Origin of the sequence: Erwinia sp. ErVv1, from assembly GCF_900068895.1 — a bacterium.
Classification (GTDB): domain Bacteria; phylum Pseudomonadota; class Gammaproteobacteria; order Enterobacterales; family Enterobacteriaceae; genus Erwinia.
Genome location: NZ_CDPK01000002.1, coordinates 275,749 through 293,141, shown reverse-complemented (window position 1 = coordinate 293,141; position 17,393 = coordinate 275,749). Strand labels below are relative to the sequence as shown.

15 protein-coding genes are annotated in these 17,393 nt (G+C 52.5%); 5 read left to right on the top strand and 10 right to left on the bottom strand.

What is annotated here, in order from left to right; genetic code table 11:
• Positions 1–99 precede the first annotated feature (99 nt).
• Positions 100–396 (top strand): YciI family protein, encoded by a 297-nt coding sequence (locus A1830_RS02835; RefSeq protein WP_067701447.1) that lies wholly within the window; start codon positions 100–102, stop codon positions 394–396.
• A 37-nt stretch (positions 397–433) separates the two neighbouring features.
• Here the strand turns inward: A1830_RS02835 and A1830_RS22475 are convergent, their stop codons facing one another.
• Positions 434–610, bottom strand: a complete 177-nt coding sequence (locus A1830_RS22475) for a YciY family protein (protein ID WP_156484922.1) — start codon at positions 608–610, stop codon at positions 434–436.
• A gap of 147 nt (positions 611–757) precedes the next feature.
• On the opposite strand from A1830_RS22475, the gene cls reads away from it, so the two are divergent.
• Entirely contained in the window at positions 758–2,218 is a 1,461-nt protein-coding gene (cls, locus tag A1830_RS02830; protein ID WP_067701444.1) for a cardiolipin synthase, read from the top strand.
• Between the two features lie 46 nt (positions 2,219–2,264).
• Positions 2,265–2,588: an HI1450 family dsDNA-mimic protein gene (locus A1830_RS02825; protein ID WP_067701441.1), complete on the top strand. Its 324-nt coding sequence runs from the start codon at positions 2,265–2,267 to the stop codon at positions 2,586–2,588.
• A 132-nt stretch (positions 2,589–2,720) separates the two neighbouring features.
• Here the strand turns inward: A1830_RS02825 and oppF are convergent, their stop codons facing one another.
• The 7 genes from oppF to A1830_RS02790 form a co-directional block, all read right to left on the bottom strand.
• A complete protein-coding gene (gene oppF, locus A1830_RS02820; RefSeq protein ID WP_067701438.1) occupies positions 2,721–3,722 on the bottom strand; it encodes a murein tripeptide/oligopeptide ABC transporter ATP binding protein OppF in 1,002 nt (333 codons plus the stop codon).
• Entirely contained in the window at positions 3,719–4,729 is a 1,011-nt protein-coding gene (locus A1830_RS02815) for an ABC transporter ATP-binding protein (RefSeq protein WP_067701435.1), read from the bottom strand. The genes oppF and A1830_RS02815 overlap by 4 nt, the downstream gene beginning before the upstream one ends.
• 11 nt (positions 4,730–4,740) lie before the next feature.
• Entirely contained in the window at positions 4,741–5,649 is a 909-nt protein-coding gene (oppC, locus tag A1830_RS02810) for an oligopeptide ABC transporter permease OppC (RefSeq protein WP_067701432.1), read from the bottom strand.
• A gap of 14 nt (positions 5,650–5,663) precedes the next feature.
• The gene (oppB, locus tag A1830_RS02805; protein WP_067701429.1) at positions 5,664–6,584 is read right to left on the bottom strand and encodes an oligopeptide ABC transporter permease OppB; all 921 of its coding nucleotides are present in this window, start codon (positions 6,582–6,584) and stop codon (positions 5,664–5,666) included.
• A gap of 82 nt (positions 6,585–6,666) precedes the next feature.
• Entirely contained in the window at positions 6,667–8,298 is a 1,632-nt protein-coding gene (gene oppA / locus A1830_RS02800; RefSeq protein WP_067701426.1) for an oligopeptide ABC transporter substrate-binding protein OppA, read from the bottom strand.
• 160 nt (positions 8,299–8,458) lie between these two features.
• Positions 8,459–10,051 carry an ABC transporter substrate-binding protein gene (locus A1830_RS02795; RefSeq protein ID WP_067701420.1) on the bottom strand — a complete coding sequence of 531 codons (1,593 nt, stop codon included), beginning with the start codon at positions 10,049–10,051 and terminating at the stop codon, positions 8,459–8,461.
• A gap of 655 nt (positions 10,052–10,706) precedes the next feature.
• Positions 10,707–11,354, bottom strand: coding sequence for a YchE family NAAT transporter (locus A1830_RS02790; RefSeq protein WP_067701416.1), 648 nt, complete (start codon positions 11,352–11,354; stop codon positions 10,707–10,709).
• 518 nt (positions 11,355–11,872) lie between these two features.
• Between A1830_RS02790 and adhE the strand changes: the two genes are divergently transcribed.
• The gene (adhE, locus tag A1830_RS02785; protein WP_067701413.1) at positions 11,873–14,563 is read left to right on the top strand and encodes a bifunctional acetaldehyde-CoA/alcohol dehydrogenase; all 2,691 of its coding nucleotides are present in this window, start codon (positions 11,873–11,875) and stop codon (positions 14,561–14,563) included.
• A 123-nt stretch (positions 14,564–14,686) separates the two neighbouring features.
• Here the strand turns inward: adhE and tdk are convergent, their stop codons facing one another.
• Positions 14,687–15,313, bottom strand: coding sequence for a thymidine kinase (gene tdk, locus A1830_RS02780; protein ID WP_067701410.1), 627 nt, complete (start codon positions 15,311–15,313; stop codon positions 14,687–14,689).
• Positions 15,314–15,835: 522 nt separating this feature from the next.
• Between tdk and hns the strand changes: the two genes are divergently transcribed.
• Positions 15,836–16,240, top strand: coding sequence for a histone-like nucleoid-structuring protein H-NS (hns, locus tag A1830_RS02775; RefSeq protein WP_067701407.1), 405 nt, complete (start codon positions 15,836–15,838; stop codon positions 16,238–16,240).
• 138 nt (positions 16,241–16,378) lie between these two features.
• Here the strand turns inward: hns and A1830_RS02770 are convergent, their stop codons facing one another.
• Positions 16,379–17,383, bottom strand: coding sequence for an NAD-dependent epimerase (locus A1830_RS02770; protein WP_067701404.1), 1,005 nt, complete (start codon positions 17,381–17,383; stop codon positions 16,379–16,381).
• Between the last annotated feature and the right edge of the window lie 10 nt (positions 17,384–17,393).

The window sequence follows — 17,393 nt, the reverse complement described above, 5'->3', positions numbered from 1 at the left end:
TGACCTTAATCAAGCGCGAGCAGGCTTTTCATTTGCACAATAGTGAACGATGACATAACGTGATGACAAAAATCTTGTCGATTCCACAGGAGTTGTAACGTGCTCTACGTAATTTATGCAGAAGATAATGCCGATTCACTGGAAAAGCGCTCGGCCGTGCGCCCTGCCCATCTGGCACGTTTGCAGCTGCTACAGGATGAAGGACGGTTGATTGTGGCCGGGCCGATGCCAGCCGTGGACAGTAACGAACCGGGCGTGGCAGGTTTTAGCGGTTCAACCATCATTGCCGAATTCCCGTCGCTTGAGGTGGCGCAGGCCTGGGCGCAGGACGACCCGTACATTGCCGCGGGCGTCTATAAACAGGTCGCCGTAAAGCCCTTCAGGCGGGTATTTTAACCCGGAGTACTGCCTGCGATGGCGCAGGCAGTACTCACTACGAGAGTAGTGGGTTAACAAACAGTATCGAACGGCGCTGCTGCTGACTCAACTGGTGGCGGATGGCATGCATACGGCCATAGCGTCTCGACTGCCCTTCCAGCCAGCGCGCCCGGCGGCGTTTAACCTGACGCGACATGCGCCAGCGCGCAACTTCATTCTTACTCCGTCTCATTTCGACTCCCGGCTAAAAAACACGCGGCGCATTATAGACCTTTATCGCCTTCGCCCAGGTCCGATGACTTAAAAACATTAAAGGTTTCGCCCGCTCGCATCTGCACGTAAACTCCTCTTACTTAGCGTGAACGGAATTTCCACTGACATGACGACTTTTTATACTTTACTCAGCTGGCTTCTCATTTTTGGCTACTGGTTGCTGATAGCAGGTGTGACGCTACGCATTCTGATGAAGCGCCGTGCCGTGCCTTCAGCTATGGCCTGGCTGCTGATTATCTATATTCTGCCGCTGGTGGGTATTATCGCCTATTTGTCTTTCGGCGAACTGCATCTGGGCAAGCGCCGCGCCGAGCGCGCGCGCACCATGTGGCCCTCAACGGCCAGATGGCTTAACGATTTGAAGTCCTGTCACCAGATTTTTGCCCAGGACAACAGCGACGTCGCGCGCTCACTGTTCCAGCTGTGTGAAAACCGACAGGGGATTGCCGGGGTCAAGGGCAACCAGCTCCAGCTGCTCACCTCCACAGAAGAGACCATGACCGCGCTTATCCGGGATATTCAGCTGGCGCGGCATAATATCGAGATGGTGTTTTACATCTGGCAGCCCGGCGGGATGGCCGATGAGGTGGCCGAATCACTTATGGCGGCGGCGCGGCGCGGCGTACACTGCCGGCTGATGTTGGACTCCGCAGGCAGCGTGCAGTTTTTCCGCAGCCCCTGGCCTGCAATGATGCGCAATGCGGGCGTGGATGTGGTGGAGTCGCTAAAAGTGAGCCTGCTGCGCGTTTTTCTGCGCCGGATGGATTTGCGTCAGCATCGTAAAGTGGTGCTGATTGATAACTATATCGCCTATACCGGCAGCATGAACCTCGTTGATCCGCGCTATTTCAAACAGGATGCCGGCGTCGGGCAGTGGATTGATCTGATGGCGAGGATGGAAGGTCCGGTCTCGACCACCATGGGGATAATCTACTCCTGTGACTGGGAGATCGAAACGGGCAAGCGCATTTTACCGCCGCCGCCCGACACCAATATCATGCCCTTTGAACAGGAGAGTGGTCATACTATTCAGGTAATTGCGTCCGGCCCCGGTTTCCCGGAAGATCTGATCCATCAGGCGCTACTGACGGCGGTTTACTCCGCACGTGAGCAGCTGATTATGACCACCCCCTACTTTGTGCCCAGTGACGATCTGCTGCATGCCATCTGTACCGCGGCGCACCGTGGTGTGGATGTCAGCATCATTGTGCCGCGCCATAACGATTCCTTGCTGGTTGGCTGGGCCAGCCGGGCTTTCTTCGCCGAGCTGCTGGAAGCGGGCGTGAAGATCTATCAGTTTGAAGATGGCCTGCTGCACACCAAAAGCGTGCTGGTCGATGGTCAGCTAAGCCTGGTCGGGACGGTGAACCTTGATATGCGCAGCCTGTGGCTGAATTTTGAAATTACGCTGGTGATTGATGATGACGGATTCGGCAGCGATCTGGCGACCGTCCAGGACGATTACATCGCCCGATCACGGCTGGTCGACGGCAAGCGCTGGGCGCGTCGCGCCTACTGGCAGCGTATTGTTGAACGACTGTTTTACTTCTTCAGCCCGTTGCTGTAAAACGAGCGAAATTGCACAGCGCCCAATGGGCATGATGGGAAATGATATGGATTTGAATAATCGTCTTACCGAAGATGAAACGCTGGAACAGGCCTACGACATTTTTCTTGAGCTGGCAGTCGATAATCTCGATCCGGCCGATGTCATCCTGTTCAATCTGCAGTTTGAAGAGCGCGGCGGCGCCGAGCTGTTTGACCCGTCTGACGACTGGGCGGAACATGTGGACTTCGATCTCAACCCGGACTTTTTCGCCGAGGTGGTCATTGGTCTGGGTGATGCCGATGGCGAACCGATCAACGACGTTTTCGCCCGCGTGCTGCTGTGCCGTGAGAAAGACCACAAGCTGTGTCATATTTTATGGCGTGAGTAAGCAAGACGGTCAACAGAGCTGAGGCCTGATACGGCCACCGGTTACGGCATCAGTAACGTCCGCGGCTCAGTTCGAGCCTGATGCGGCACCCCGTTTATGTGCGACGGCGCATAAGCGGGGTGCCGTTTTTATTTACAGCGGATCAACCTTCAGGCAGGAAACCGCGTGGCGGAAGCTCCCCTCCAGCAGCGGGCGGGTTTTCGCACATTCGGGACCGGCAATCGGGCAGCGTGTACGGAAAACGCAGCCGGACGGCGGGTTGATCGGCGACGGCAGTTCCCCTTCCAGCAGCTGAATCACCTTGTTTTTCTCGCGATCCGGATCGGGGATAGGCACCGCTGACATCAGCGCCCGGGTGTAAGGATGCTGCGGATTCTGATAGACCTCATCATAGGTCCCCAGCTCTACGGCATGGCCCAGATACATCACCAGCACGCGATCGGAAATGTGCTTCACCACCGCCAGGTCATGAGCGATAAAGATTAGCGACAGCCCCATCTCCCTTTGCAGCTTTTGCAGCAGGTTAACCACCTGTGCCTGAATCGACACGTCCAGCGCGGAAACCGGTTCGTCGCAGATGATCAGCTTCGGCTCCAGGATCAGCGCACGGGCAATACCGATGCGCTGGCACTGGCCGCCTGAGAACTCATGCGGGTAGCGGTTAATCAGGTTAGGCAGCAGCCCGACCTTCATCATCATCGTTTTAACCCGCTCTTTCACCTCAGCCTTTGCCATTTTGGGATGATAGGTACGCAGCGGCTCGGCAATAATATCGCCAATGGTCATGCGCGGGTTCAGCGAGGCGAGCGGATCCTGGAAGATCATCTGAATATCGCTGCGTGCCCTGCGCCACTCCTCTTCACTCTGCCCCAGCAGGTCGCGTCCCAGCCAGGCCACGCGGCCATCGGTCGCTTTTACCAGGCCAATAATGGCGCGAGCCAGCGTGGATTTTCCACAGCCCGACTCGCCGACCACGCCCAGGGTCTCCCCTTCGTAAAGCCGCAGGCTGACGCCGTCAACCGCCTTCAGGGTTTTGGAAGGCTGCCAGAACCACTGCTTACCGTCCTTGATGTCGAAATGCACTTTGAGATCGGCGATCTCCAGCAAAACTTTCTTTTCAGCGACCGCACTCATACCAGTTCCTCCGCGGGTTTAAAGCAGGCACGTAAACGCCCTTCGCCGAATGGCGCCAGCGGCGGTGCGGTAGAGCAGATTTCCATCGCGTGGGGGCAACGAGGCTGGAACGGGCAGCCTTTCGGCAGACGCAGCAGATTAGGCGGATTGCCCGGAATAGTGGTAAGCGATTCGCCCTCCGCATCCAGACGCGGCACGGCATTAAGCAGCCCAATAGAATAAGGATGCGTAGGCTGATAGAACACGTCGCGCGCGCGGCCATACTCCATGGTGCGGCCTGCGTACATCACCAGCACCTGGTCACAGATGCCCGCCACCACGCCCAGGTCGTGGGTGATCATAATAATCGCCGTATTGAATTCCCTTTTCAGGTCATTCAGCAGCGTCATAATCTGCGCCTGTACCGTCACATCCAGCGCAGTGGTGGGCTCATCGGCAATAAGCAGTTTAGGCCGACACATCAACGCCATCGCAATCATGACCCGCTGACGCATGCCGCCCGAAAACTCATGGGGATACATTTTCATGCGCTTGCGCGCCTCAGGCATTTTGACGGCATCCAGCATGCGTACCGACTCTTCAAACGCCTGCGCGCTGCTCATCCCCTTGTGCAGCCTGAGCACTTCCATCAGCTGCTCGCCCACCTTCATATAGGGGTTAAGGGAGGTCATCGGGTCCTGGAAGATCATCGCAATCTGCTCGGCCCGCAGCCTGTTAAGCTGCTTTTCCGGCAGGTTGAGGATCTCTTTACCGTTAAACAGCGCCGAGCCGCCAATTCGGCCATTGCTGGCCAGCAGCCCCATCAGGGCAAAGGCGGTCTGCGACTTACCTGAACCGGATTCGCCCACAATGCCCAGCGTTTCACCGGCGCGCAGGCTAAAATTGAGGTCGTTTACGGCGGTAACATCCCCGTCCGGCGTTCCAAAGGTCACGCGCAGATCCTTTACGTCAAGCAGCTTGCTTCCCGTCAGACTGGCCATCGCTGGCTGTTGTTCAATTATGCTCATCGGGAAACTCCTTAACGATCTTTCGGGTCGAGGGCATCACGCAGGCCATCGCCGATAAAGTTGAAACAAAACAGGGTGACCACCAGGAAGCCCGCCGGAAACAGCAGCAGCCACGGCGACACTTCCATTGAGTTAGCGCCATCGCTCAGCAGTGCCCCCCAGCTGCTCAGAGGCTCCTGCGTGCCCAGACCGAGGAAACTGAGAAAGGATTCAAACAGGATCATGCTCGGCACCAGCAGCGAGGCATAAACCACCACCACGCCCAGCACGTTCGGCACGATATGACGAACCACGATATGCGGCGTGGAAACCCCGCCGACGTGGGCCGCTTCAATAAACTCCTTGCGCTTCAGGCTCAGGGTCTGACCGCGCACGATACGCGCCATATCAAGCCAGGAAACCAGCCCAATCGCCACGAAGATCAGCAGAATATTACGGCCAAAGAAGGTCACCAGCAGAATGACAAAGAACATAAAGGGAAAGGAGTTGAGGATCTCCAGCAGGCGCATCATGACCGAGTCGGTTTTGCCCCCGAGATAGCCCGCCAGCGAACCATAAAGCGTGCCGACCAGCACCGCCACCAGCGCCGACGCCACGCCGACCATCAGCGAAATTCGGCCGCCAATCGCGACGCGCACCAGCAGATCGCGCCCGGAGGAGTCGGTGCCGAAATAGTGTTTCGACACCAGATCCGGCGCGGCGGACATCATGCCCCAGTCGGTATCGTCATAGGTAAACGACGACAGCATGGGGGCGAAAATGACAAACAGCGCAATCAGTACCAGCACAATCAGGCTGCCCAGCGCGGCACGGTTATGAATAAAACGACGGCGTGCGTCCTGCCACAGGCTGCGTCCTTCGACCTCCAGTTTTTCACTGAAGGCATCAAGAGCGGCGCTATTTTTCTTACTTAACATCATCGCGAGCTCCGGATTTAGTAACGAATTTTGGGATCGATAACCGCATAGAGCACGTCAACGATCGCATTAAACAGGATGGTCAGCACCCCTACCAGAATGGTCAGGCTCAGCACAAGCGAATAGTCGCGGTTAAGCGCGCCGTTAACAAACAGCTGACCAATGCCCGGCAGGCCGTAGATGGTTTCAATCACCATTGAGCCGGTAATGATGCCGACAAAAGCCGGACCGAGATAGGAGAGTACCGGCAGCATCGCGGGTTTCAGCGCATGCCGCAGCACGATGCGGTGCATTGGTAGCCCCTTGGCGCGAGCGGTGCGGATAAAGTTGGAGTGCAGCACCTCAATCATTGAGCCGCGCATAATACGCGCGATGCTGGCGATATAAGCCAGCGACAGGGCCACCATCGGCAGGATCATAAATTTCGCCTCACCGCCGTTCCAGCCGCCACCCGGCAGCCACTTCAGTGCAATGGCGAAGATCAGCACCAGCAGCGGTGCCACCACGAAGCTCGGTATTACCACGCCGGTCATTGCCACCCCCATCACCATAAAGTCCCATTTGCTGTTTTGCTTCAGCGCGGCAATGACCCCGGCGGTCACCCCGAGGATAATGGCCAGCAAAAAGGCCGCCAGGCCCAGCTTAGCGGAGACCGGGAAGGCGTGGCCTACCAGGTAGTTAACCGAATAGTCTTTATATTTAAACGACGGACCAAAATCCCCATGTGCCAGCTGGATCAGGTAGTTGCCGTACTGCTTCCAGATGGGATCGTTCAGATGGTATTTGGCTTCAATATTTGCCATAACTTCCGGCGACAGCGTGCGCTCGCCGGTAAAGGGGCTGCCTGGTGCAAGACGCATCATAAAAAAGGAGATGGTAATCAGAATGAGTAACGTCGGGATCGCTTCCAGAACGCGACGAAATATAAACTTTAACATTGCCCGTACCTGCTGGCTTGTGCCTTAGCACTGCTTAAAATGAGACACGCAGGAGGAGGTGACCCTCCCCCTGTTGTTGCCATTAATGTTTGATGATGTAGAGATCTTTGTCGTACACGTAGTTCAGCGGATCTTTACCGGTGTAGCCGCCGACGTAAGGCTTAACCAGGCGGGTATTGGCATAGTAAAAGACCGGCACAATGGTCGAATCCTTATCTAAAGTCTCTTCCGCCTGGGTGTAGGCTGCGCTGCGCTCTTTTTCGTTACTGGACGTGGACGCGGCAGCAATCGCCTTGTCAAAATCTGCTGATTTATAATGAGAGGTGTTATTGCTGCTGCCGGAAGTCATGGTATTCAGGAATGACGTCGGCTCGTTGTAATCCGCGCACCAGGCGGCACGGGCAACATCAAATGTTCCCTGGTGACGCGTATCAAGGAAGGTTTTCCACTCCTGATTGGTCAGTTTTACATTCACACCTAAATTTTTCTTCCAGATGGATGCCGCCGCGATAGCCAGCTTTTTATGCAAATCGGAGGTGTTGTAAAGCAGTTCGAAAGTCAGCGGTTTGTCGGCGGTATAGCCCGCCTCGGCAAGCAGCTTTTTCGCTTCAGCATTACGCTGATCCTGCGTTTCGCTAAACCACGCGGGTTTCGTCACATTGGCACCGTCAATTGCAGGCGGCGTGTAGCTGTAGGCAGGCTGCTGCCCCTGCGCCAGGACTTTATTCACCATGATGTCACGATCCAGGCCCAGCTTCAGTGCTTCACGGACGCGGGAGTCAGTGAAAGGTGCTTTCTGGTTATTGATTTCGTAGTAGTAAGTACAAAGATAGGGATCAACGTGCAGCTCTTTTGGATTATCACGCTGTAGCTTTTTAAACAGTTCAATCGGCAGGTTGGTATAGGTCATGTCACTGCCGTTACTGCTGAAATAGCGGTTAACGTCGCTGACCTCAGAAGGGATCGGCAGGAAGGTGACTTTCTCCAGTTTGGTATGGGCATTATCCCAGTACTGGGGATTGCGCACCACGACAATACGCTCATTGATGATGTGCGATTCAAGCTTGTAGGCACCGTTACCCACCCAGTTCTCCGGTTGAGTCCACTTTTCGCCAAACTTGTCGATAGCAGGCTTGTAAACCGGGGACATGGAGGGGTGAATAAGCAGCTTGTAGAAATAGGGAACGGACTCGGTGAGGGTTACCTGGAGCGTATGCGCATCTATGGCCTTTACGCCAAGCTGATCGGGGCTTTTCTTACCGGCAATAATGTCGTCAACATTTTCAAGATGTCCGTACTGGAGATAGCTGGCGTACGGGGAAGCAGTTTTAGGATCAGCCAGGCGCTGCCAGCTGTAGACGAAATCCTGAGCGGTAACCGGCTCACCGTTTGACCATTTCGCGTCTTTGCGCAGATGAAAGGTCCAGATTTTACCGTCTTTGTTCTCCCAGCTTTCAGCCACGCCAGGGATCGGGTGACCGGAAAGATCGTTGATGACCAGCCCTTCCAGCAGATCGTAACTGACGTTCGCTTCAGGCACGCCCTCAATTTTATGCGGATCGAGAGACTGCACCTCGTCGCCATTACCCTTTACCAGCTCCTGCTTCGCCGCCAGCTCAACGCCTGCCGGTACGGTAGCCGCGATTGCCATATTTCCCGCCAGCGCAGCAAACACCCCAAGCGCAATCAGACTTTTTTTCGTGATATTGGTCATTATCTACTCCAGTTTTTATTATTGCTGATGTGGTCTTAACACCAGCTTCCCCCGTTAAACGGGCTATCGGCTCAGGCTTCCGGAACGACGGCATCCCGAGCCGTTAATGCGTTACCCTGATTTATTACGGTTTTCGCCCGTCACGAATAACCCGTAGTTCTTAATGCTTTACGATGTAGAAATATTTAATATCGGTCAGATCCTGTGGGTCTTTACCGGTAAATCCACCGACCCAGGGTTTCACCAGCCTTGCACTGACCCGGTAGTAAACCGGCACAATGGCCGAGTCTTTATCAAGCTGAGCTTCCGCCTGCTGATAGATGTCCGCGCGCTGCTCATCCGATACCGTCAGTGTTTTAGCCATCAGGTCGTCAAAGGCCTGACTTTTATAGAACGCCGTGTTAGTGGATGAATCACTCAGCATGGCATTCAGAAAGGTAGAGGGTTCGTTATAGTCGGCACACCAGGTGGCCCGCGCGACATCGAAATTACCCTGATGCCGGGTATCCAGCATGGTTTTCCACTCCTGGTTATCCAGCTTCACCCCGGCGCCCAGATTCTTTGTCCACATTGAAGCCGCGGCGATGGCCTGTTTTTTATTCACGTCGGAGGTGTTATAGAGCAGCGTGAAGCGGAGGGGTTTCTCAGCGCTGTATCCTGCCTCTGCCAGCAGCGCTTTGGCTTTTGCATTGCGTTCTGCCTGCGTCAGCGTCATCCATGCAGGCTGCGTCAGGTGCGCGCCATCAATAAAAGTTGGCGTGAAGCCCCCGGCCGGTATCTGCCCCTGCCCCATAATTTTGTTGGCGATGATATCGCGGTCGAGGGTGAGCTTAACCGCAGCTCTTACCCGGGGATCGTTAAAGGGCGGTCGTTTGTTGTTCAGCTCGTAGTAAAAGGTGCAGAGCAGCGGACTGATACGCACCTGACTGCCCAGGGTTTTCTTCAACGTAGGAAAAAGATCGGGCGGCAGTGCGCTGTTAGTCATATCAATTTCACCGCTGCGATAGCGGTTCACGTCGCTGCCCTCGGCGGTAATGGGCAGGAAAGTGGCTGTTTCAATAACCGTGCGGGCATTATTCCAGTAAAGTGGATTACGCTTCACTACGATTTTTTCATTGATCACCCACTCACTCAGCGTATACGCACCGTTGCCGATAAAGTGGGCGGGCTGCGTCCACTGGTCACCCCATTTTTCCACCGCCTGGCGGTTAACGGGTCGGAGCGCGGTATTGGCGGCCAGCGCCACAAAATAGGGCACGGGTTCGCTGAGGGTAATCTGCACATGCGCGTCATCAAGCGCTTTGATGCCCAGCGCCGATGGGGGCTTTTTACCCGCCAGAACATCATCAATGTTGTCGATATGGGCAAATTGCAGATAGCTGGCGTAGGGTGAAGCCGTTTTCGGATCCACCAGTCGCTGCCAGCTATAAACAAAATCGGCCGCGGTCACCGGTTGACCATTGCTCCAGCGGGCATCCTTACGCAGCGTGAACGTCCAGATCCTGCTCTGCTGATGACTCCAGCTCTCTGCCACGCCAGGCACAATGTGGCCGTTATTATCCGTGGTGACTAACCCTTCAAGCAGATTGCCGACAACGTTACTTTCAGGCACCCCTTCAATTTTTTGCGGATCCAATGAAGAGACTTCGCTGCCATTATTAATCGTGATGGCCTGACTGGCGGCGAGCGTTACGCCTGCGGGTACCGTAGCAGCCGACGAAACGCCGGAGTAAATACCTAAAACAACCATCATCGCCTGGCTAAAACACGGGCGGCGGTACGAAAGATATTTCATTAAGCGTAGTTAACCTGTGTTTTTGGATCTGTTATCAGATCGGTTAAAGCCGATCTTATTTGCACATCCAATGCCAATTATGAAGACGATTTCCGAAAACTATCAGAACGCTGATTTCGACGCCAAACCTAAATAACAAAAATGTTAACTTATTCTCTTTTATCACGAAACGATCACAAGAAGAAGTGTTATTTAACAAAGCAAATTAAGTAACAGAGGGCTATTTATCAACAGGTTAACTCGATTCAGGCCAGGAATGTGCCGATCGCGCCTTTTTTTGACGTTTGCCGTAGGGAGATGAGTAAGAATCCACACTTTACCGGCGTCTTTGCCCAGAATGCAGGGAATGATTAGCATTTTATTCCAGCATCAAGCCATTCTATCGGATTTTAGTCGTGAAATTTTAATAACATTTTCAGGTTAGCTTCTGATAAGAATGCAATTTTCAGTAATTACATTAATAATCGAGCGCGGATATTAAGCAGAAGGAATAAATGCACCATAAAGAGGCGATAAACGCGTGCAGTGCATCATTTTGGTGCGCAAGGAGACCTGCGATGGAAAATAAGCGCAGATTATGCGCTTTATATTAGGCTCTTCAGGCAGGAGTCGTTTAGTGCGTCAAACCGGGAAAGAGCACTTTGATACCGGTAACAATAAATTCGATCCCCAGCGCCATGAGCAGCAGCCCCATTATGCGGGTGATGACGTTGATGCCGGTCTGTCCCAATACCCTGACCATGAGCGGTGCCGCACGAAACAGCAGCCAGCAGCAAAACGCAAACAGCGCAATGGCGAGGCTAAAGCCCAGCAGATTTTGCCAGCTGTGATACCGCGTGCTCCAGACGATGGTGGAACTGATCGCGCCCGGCCCGGCCATTAACGGCAGCGCCAGCGGCACTACGCCGATACTCTCCCTGATTTCCGTCTCTGATTTTTCCTGTTTATTCTGCTTATCTTCACCCAGCTTACCGCTGATCATCGACATCGCGATGGTCACCACGAGGATGCCGCCCGCGATACGAAAAGAGTCGATTGAGATGCCGAACAGTTGCAGGATGGCATCGCCCAGAAATAACGAGGTCAGGAGAATGATCGCCACCGAGAGGTTAGCTGTCATATTGGTTTTGTTGCGCGCAGCGGGAACCTGATAGCGGGTCATACTGATGAAGACAGGAATGATCCCAACCGGATTAACCAGGGCGAATAAACCCACAAAAAATTTAATATAGCCTGAGAAATCTAAAATTACGGGGTTCACACTGTACTCCTGAAAGGGCCTGTTCAACGTGCGGTAATTTAATGTAAAAGCAATGCGCATACCATCCCGCCGGGGTAGAATTTCCGCCTGTATTTTCCACCAAAAACCAGTATGAAAACCTAAATACAGGTGAATACCCCCTATTACTGTCTGTCAGGCGGCGTTTGCCGCTCGACATCTACCGCCTGGTTCAAATTATGTGAGCTGAAAGGTATCAGCAGAGATTATCGGTGATCCAGATCAACTCTGGAGTACCTCATTATGAGTAAGCTTTGTTTTGTCAGAGCAGGTCTTAACGGACCTCCCTCTGAATGAGAGGCCTGATCCGCCAGGTAGAGCAGGCGATTCAGTTCAATGATGACATCAGGAGGGAGACTCTTTCAGTAAACACAGACGCTTTATGTTGTAAAACCTTTGGGCCTGTCACATTAATAAAACAATAAGTTAAAGCCTGATTACTACAATTAAGGGTTCTGATTCGTTTACTAATAGAGTTTAACTTTCATCAGGAGAGCATTATGGCCGTTACTAATGTTGCTGAACTTAACGCACTGGTTGAGCGTGTTAAAAAAGCACAGCGTGAGTATGCTAATTTCACCCAGGAGCAGGTGGATAAAATTTTCCGCGCAGCCGCGCTGGCCGCAGCAGACGCGCGCATCCCCCTGGCTAAGATGGCCGTTGCTGAGTCGGGTATGGGGATTGTCGAAGACAAGGTGATCAAAAACCACTTCGCTTCTGAATATATCTACAACGCTTACAAAGATGAAAAAACCTGCGGCATTCTCGAGACCGATGAGACCTTCGGCACCATCACCATTGCTGAACCTACCGGGCTGATCTGCGGGATCGTGCCAACCACCAACCCTACCTCTACCGCTATCTTTAAAGCACTGATTAGCCTTAAAACCCGAAACGGTATTATTTTCTCTCCCCATCCACGTGCTAAAGATGCTACCAATAAAGCAGCGGATATTGTGCTCCAGGCTGCCATTGCCGCCGGCGCACCTAAAGATATTATCGGCTGGATTGATGTCCCCTCCGTGGAGCTTTCTAATCAGCTAATGCACCATCCGGATATTAATCTGATCCTCGCCACCGGCGGCCCCGGCATGGTTAAGGCAGCTTACAGCTCAGGGAAACCGGCCATCGGCGTTGGCGCAGGTAATACCCCGGTTGTTATTGATGAAACGGCGGACGTCAAACGTGCCGTGGCGTCAATCCTGATGTCAAAAACCTTTGATAACGGCGTCATCTGTGCGTCAGAGCAGTCCGTTATCGTGGTTGATGCTATTTATGATGCGGTCCGTGAACGCTTCTCCAGCCACGGTGGCTACATGCTTCAGGGCCAGGAGCTGAAGGCCGTTCAGGACATCATTTTGAAAAATGGCGGCCTGAATGCCGCTATCGTCGGTCAGCCTGCGGTCAAAATTGCCGAGATGGCCGGGATTAGCGTACCGGGTAACACCAAAATTCTTATTGGCGAAGTGGAAAGGGTTGATGAGTCAGAACCTTTCGCACATGAAAAGCTCTCCCCTACCCTCGCGATGTACCGGGCAAAAGATTTTGAAGATGCCGTGGTTAAGGCTGAAAAACTGGTTGCGATGGGCGGCATCGGGCACACCTCATGCCTCTATACCGATCAGGATAACGAGCGTGAACGCGTCAATTTCTTCGGTGATAAGATGAAAACGGCACGTATCCTGATTAATACTCCGGCGTCACAGGGGGGCATTGGCGACCTGTATAACTTTAAGCTGGCCCCTTCGCTGACGCTGGGCTGTGGTTCATGGGGGGGTAACTCCATTTCTGAAAACGTCGGACCTAAACATCTGATCAACAAGAAAACCGTGGCCAAGCGAGCAGAAAATATGTTGTGGCATAAACTTCCCAAATCTATCTATTTCCGCCGCGGTTCCCTGCCTATCGCCATGGAAGAAGTGGCGACGGATGGAGCCAAACGCGCCTTTATCGTGACCGACCGTTATCTGTTCAACAACGGCTATGCCGATCAGATCATTACCGTACTGAAATCACACGGTATTGAAACGGAAGTGTTCTTTGAGGTCGAAGCGGATCCGACGCTAAGCGTGGTACGTAAAGGCGCTGAACAGATGCACTCCTTTAAGCCCGACGTGATTATTGCGCTTGGCGGCGGATCGCCAATGGATGCGGCCAAAATCATGTGGGTGATGTACGAACATCCTGAAACGCACTTTGAAGAGCTGGCCCTGCGCTTTATGGATATTCGTAAACGCATCTACAAGTTCCCTAAAATGGGCGTGAAGGCAAAAATGATTGCCATTACCACCACCTCTGGTACCGGTTCTGAAGTCACACCTTTCGCCGTGGTGACTGATGATGCGACCGGTCAGAAATATCCGCTGGCAGATTATGCGCTGACGCCGGATATGGCCATCGTAGACGCCAACCTGGTGATGAATATGCCGAAATCCCTGTGCGCCTTTGGTGGCCTGGATGCGGTGGTACATTCACTGGAAGCCTACGTTTCCGTGCTGGCAAATGAATACTCTGACGGCCAGGCGCTACAGGCATTAAAACTGCTTCAGGAGAACCTGCCTGCCAGTTACAGTGAAGGGGCCAGGAATCCAGTAGCCCGTGAGCGCGTGCATAATGCGGCGACCATCGCGGGTATCGCTTTCGCTAACGCCTTCCTCGGCGTCTGCCACTCTATGGCGCATAAGCTGGGTTCGGAGTTTCATATTCCACACGGTCTGGCCAACGCCCTGCTTATCGCTAACGTTATTCGCTATAACGCCAACGATAACCCAACCAAACAGGCTGCATTCAGTCAGTATGACCGCCCGCAGGCCCGCCGCCGCTATGCTGAGGTTGCTGACCACCTGCGACTGACCGCGCCTGGCGATCGCACCGCACAGAAGATTGAGAAGCTGCTTAGCTGGCTGGAAGAGATGAAAAGTCAGCTTGGCATTCCGAAATCTATTCGTGAAGCTGGCGTACAGGAAGCGGACTTCCTGGCGAAAGTTGACCAGCTGGCGGATGATGCCTTCGACGACCAGTGTACCGGTGCCAACCCACGTTATCCGCTGATTGCCGAACTGAAACAGATCATGTTGGATAGTTTCTACGGCCGCGAATTTACCGAACCCTTTAGCAACATGGCAGAGGCCATTGTTTCACAGTCGGTTGAAATAAATACGCCTGTGAGAAAAAGCAAAAAGGTAAAATAGTAAAATTTGTGTAAAAAAAAACCCGCCAGTGGCGGGTTTTTTCCAGTAATGTTTAATAAAACTAATAGACGACGGAAATAAGAAGCAGGCTATTCATATACCTGCCTACCAGAATAGCCCGGATCAGCTACTGCCCTTATTGCCGGTTTTACCGTGAATAGCCTGTAGACAACCCTGTTCAATTGCCGCGTTATAATGCTTACGACAGACGGAAACATAGCGCTCATTTCCACCAATGACGACCTGCTCCCCCTCTTTAAAGGGTGCTCCATTTTGATCCAGCCTTAATACCATTCCAGCTTTACGCCCGCAGTGGCAAACGGTTTTTAATTCAACCAGCTTATCTGACCAGGCAAGTAAGTAGTGGCTGCCGGTAAATAACTCTCCCCGGAAATCTGTACGTAGGCCATAGCACAGTACAGGTATATCTAGATTATCCACTACCCTGGAAAGCGCCTTAACCTGATCGCGGGTCAGGAACTGACATTCATCTACCAGCACGCAGTTAACGGGTTCAATACTCTGCTCAGCGTTAATTTCATCAAACAATGCAGTCTCGTTATTATACAATTTTGCAGGAGATGAAAGTCCAATTCTGGAACTGACCTTACCCACCCCGAAACGGTTATCTATTTCAGCGGTATAGACCAGCGTGCGCATACCGCGCTCCTGGTAGTTGTAGGATGACTGCAACAGGGCAGTTGATTTACCTGCATTCATAGCAGAATAGTAAAAATACAGCTGAGCCATTGTGCTCGACTCCAGAAACAGGGTTCGTGTTAGACCGTAAAGTGTATCACAAGCCCTCCGGGCGGCGTACCGCTACCCAGTAGCCGAGGTTAATAATCCCCATAAGATGTTTATGTCTCTACTACAGGCGGCCAGGCTGGTTTTTTAAGCCGCGCTAAAGATGTCCTCCTTAACAATTTCCCTGCAATAGCTTAGTAATAAATGGGATGTATGCTGTGATTATCCACTGACTTTTCTAAAAGTTAGCCGGTATACCCACTGAAAAGGTGATCTCATCTGCTGTCACAAATAGGCAATTTACAGGCTGTTTATCTACTAAATGGCAGCTGTCAGCGAGGGGGGTTACAGAGTGATATTGCCTTTCAATTTACTTTCCCACTGCATTATTAAGAGCCGTAAATGCAGGAGTGACTTGTTATTCTGAATTCCTTACAAAATTATCTATTGCAGTTAGGATTAACGCCCTCTATTATTATCAGGCAAAACAGCCCCCCACTTTTTTATAATTTTGAGATTTAGACAATGAGCGAAGCACTTAAAATTCTGAACAACATTCGTAGCCTGCGTGCGCAAGCCAGAGAATGTACGCTGGAAACTCTGGAAGAGATGCTGGAAAAGTTAGAAGTTGTTGTTAACGAGCGCCGCGAAGAAGAGAGCCATGCTCAGGCAGAGAATGAAGAACGTAGCCGCAAACTGCAGCAATATCGTGAAATGCTGATTGCAGACGGTATTGATCCTAACGAATTACTGTCAACGCTGGCTGCTGTTAAAGCACCGGGTAAAACGAAGCGTGCTGCGCGCCCGGCTAAATATAAATATATTGATGAGAATGGCGAATCCAAAACCTGGACCGGCCAGGGCCGTACGCCCGCTGTAATCAAGAAAGCCCTTGATGACGGCAAATCTCTTGATGATTTCCTGCTGTAAATTGAAGTCTGACGGCATTTAAACGTGTCTACGTTACAGGCCACATTTTAATGGTGTCAACGTTCTACCCTCCGTGGTGTTTCTGATAGCCACAAAAAAAGGAAGCCATAAGCTTCCTTTTTTATTTACCGCCTGCTGTTAAACCTTATAAAACTCACGATACCAGCTAACAAACCGCGCGACGCCGGTCTCCACGCCCGTCTGAGGCTTGAAATCAATCGCGTCGAAGAGTGCTGCGGTATCCGCACTGGTTTCTAATACGTCGCCGGGCTGCATAGGCATCATATTTTTGTCAGCTTTGATATCCAGTGCTTTTTCTAACGCCTCAATATAGGCCATTAGCGTAACCGGCTGGCTGTTCCCAATGTTATAAACACGGTAAGGCGCTGAGCTACTCGCAGGATTGCCCTCTTCTACCGTCCAGTCCCGATCGGGCTGCGGGATAACGTCCTGCAGGCGAAATATGGCTTCAGCAATATCATCGATATAGGTGAAATCACGTCGCATCTGACCGTTGTTATAGACGTCAATTTTCTCACCGGCGAGCATGGCACGCGTAAATTTAAACAGTGCCATATCCGGACGTCCCCACGGCCCATAGACGGTAAAAAATCTCAGGCCGGTGGTTGGAATGCCATACAGGTGGGAGTACGAGTGGGACATCAGCTCATTGGCTTTCTTCGTCGCCGCATACAGCGAAACGGGATGGTCCACGCTGTCATCCGTTGAGAATGGCAGCTTGCGATTAAGACCATATACCGAGCTTGAAGAGGCGTACAGCAGATGCCCCACCTGATGATGACGACATCCCTCAAGAATATTCAGATGCCCTATCAGATTAGCGTCAGCATAAGCCAGAGGATTCTCCAGCGAATAACGTACACCAGCCTGTGCTCCCAGATGGATAACGCGGTCAAATCCTTCATTACGGAACAGCAGGGCAATGCCCTCGCGGTCGGCAAGATCGCATTTGATAAAGGTAAAGTTAGAGGATTGAATTAACGCCAGGCGGGCCAGCTTGAGGTTTACATCATAATAGTCATTCAGGTTGTCGATACCGACAACCTGGTGACCGGCAGCGAGCAGGCGTTGTGCTACGTGATACCCTATAAAGCCTGCTGCGCCGGTAACCAGATATTTCATACTGCCCTCG

Bases quoted from the DNA above. Each gene is read 5' to 3' on its own strand.
- A1830_RS22475 (WP_156484922.1), bottom strand. From the start codon at position 610: ATGAGACGGAGTAAGAATGAAGTTGCGCGCTGGCGCATGTCGCGTCAG.
- cls (WP_067701444.1), top strand. From the start codon at position 758: ATGACGACTTTTTATACTTTACTCAGCTGGCTTCTCATTTTTGGCTAC.
- A1830_RS02825 (WP_067701441.1), top strand. From the start codon at position 2,265: ATGGATTTGAATAATCGTCTTACCGAAGATGAAACGCTGGAACAGGCC.
- oppF (WP_067701438.1), bottom strand. From the start codon at position 3,722: ATGAGTGCGGTCGCTGAAAAGAAAGTTTTGCTGGAGATCGCCGATCTC.
- A1830_RS02815 (WP_067701435.1), bottom strand. From the start codon at position 4,729: ATGAGCATAATTGAACAACAGCCAGCGATGGCCAGTCTGACGGGAAGC.
- oppC (WP_067701432.1), bottom strand. From the start codon at position 5,649: ATGATGTTAAGTAAGAAAAATAGCGCCGCTCTTGATGCCTTCAGTGAA.
- oppB (WP_067701429.1), bottom strand. From the start codon at position 6,584: ATGTTAAAGTTTATATTTCGTCGCGTTCTGGAAGCGATCCCGACGTTA.
- oppA (WP_067701426.1), bottom strand. From the start codon at position 8,298: ATGACCAATATCACGAAAAAAAGTCTGATTGCGCTTGGGGTGTTTGCT.
- A1830_RS02795 (WP_067701420.1), bottom strand. From the start codon at position 10,051: ATGATGGTTGTTTTAGGTATTTACTCCGGCGTTTCGTCGGCTGCTACG.
- adhE (WP_067701413.1), top strand. From the start codon at position 11,873: ATGGCCGTTACTAATGTTGCTGAACTTAACGCACTGGTTGAGCGTGTT.
- tdk (WP_067701410.1), bottom strand. From the start codon at position 15,313: ATGGCTCAGCTGTATTTTTACTATTCTGCTATGAATGCAGGTAAATCA.
- hns (WP_067701407.1), top strand. From the start codon at position 15,836: ATGAGCGAAGCACTTAAAATTCTGAACAACATTCGTAGCCTGCGTGCG.
- A1830_RS02770 (WP_067701404.1), bottom strand. From the start codon at position 17,383: ATGAAATATCTGGTTACCGGCGCAGCAGGCTTTATAGGGTATCACGTA.